Genomic DNA, 1,158 nt, shown 5'->3' on the forward strand with positions numbered 1-1,158 from the left:
ATACAGGAATTATTAAGCTTTGATGCCTTTGAAAATCAGGAATTTATGTCAAGGATTAAAATTGCCGTTAAACAAAAACAGGAATAGCTGGTTCTGCGTTTAATAAAAGGAATAACTAGCTATTATGAAAAATAAAACAATATTACTGGCAAGCCGCCCTAAAGGCATGCCGGCAGAAGATAACTTCCAGTTTGAAGAAAGCGAGATCCCTGCATTGAAGGATGGGGAGGTGTTGTTAAAATCTCTTTATGTTTCAGTGGACCCTTACATGCGCGGACGTATGAGTGATGCTAAATCATACGTGGCCCCTTATGAGGTTGGGCAGCCAGTGAATGGTGGGATAGTAGCTGAGGTAGTGGACAGCAAGCATGACAAGTTACCTAAAGGTGCTGTTGTATTAGGTAACCTGCCATGGCAGCAATATATCGTTCATCAGGGCGAAGGCCTGAACCAGGTAAGCCCGGATGTGGCACCGCTAAGTTACCACTTAGGTATTCTTGGAATGCCCGGTTTAACTGCTTATGTCGGGTTATTGAACATCGGCCAGCCGAAAGCAGGTGAAACAGTAGTGGTTTCTGGTGCTGCGGGTGCTGTAGGAACAGTAGTTGGACAAATTGCCAAAATTAAAGGATGCCGTGTAGTGGGTGTCGCAGGATCAGATGACAAAGTTGCTTACCTGAAAAACGAACTTGGATTTGATGAAGCGATCAATTACAAAACCACAGATGATATCAATAAGGCCATCGCTGATGCATGTCCGGACGGTGTAGATATTTACTTCGATAACGTTGGAGGCGAAATTTCTGATGCCGTATACTTGTCTTTAAACAAGTTTGCCAGAATTGCCATATGTGGTCAAATCTCCTATTATAATAACACGAAACCTGCCACAGGTATGCGTGCTGAGCCTATTCTGCTTAAGAAGAGCGCCCTTATGAAGGGTTTTATTGTAAGCGATTATGCTGATGAATTTGCCAATGCTGCTAAAGAACTTGCAACATGGGTGAAAGAAGGAAAGCTACAGTATCAGGAAACTATAACAGAAGGATTTGAACAGATTCCTACAGCATTTCTAGGTTTGTTTTCGGGAGAGAATACTGGTAAACAGGTTGTAAAGGTTGCTGAAAGAGAAGGTTAATGGCTGGCTCTAAAGTATAA

1 protein-coding gene is annotated in these 1,158 nt (G+C 42.5%); it reads left to right on the forward strand.

What is annotated here, in order from left to right; genetic code table 11:
• Positions 1–124: 124 nt before the first annotated feature.
• Positions 125–1,138, forward strand: coding sequence for an NADP-dependent oxidoreductase (locus ACFQ2O_RS21740; RefSeq protein WP_449301396.1), 1,014 nt, complete (start codon positions 125–127; stop codon positions 1,136–1,138).
• Positions 1,139–1,158: the final 20 nt, after the last annotated feature.

Origin of the sequence: Pontibacter rugosus (assembly GCF_042678745.1) — a bacterium.
GTDB lineage: Bacteria > Bacteroidota > Bacteroidia > Cytophagales > Hymenobacteraceae > Pontibacter > Pontibacter rugosus.

Bases quoted from the DNA above. Each gene is read 5' to 3' on its own strand.
- ACFQ2O_RS21740 (WP_449301396.1), top strand. From the start codon at position 125: ATGAAAAATAAAACAATATTACTGGCAAGCCGCCCTAAAGGCATGCCG.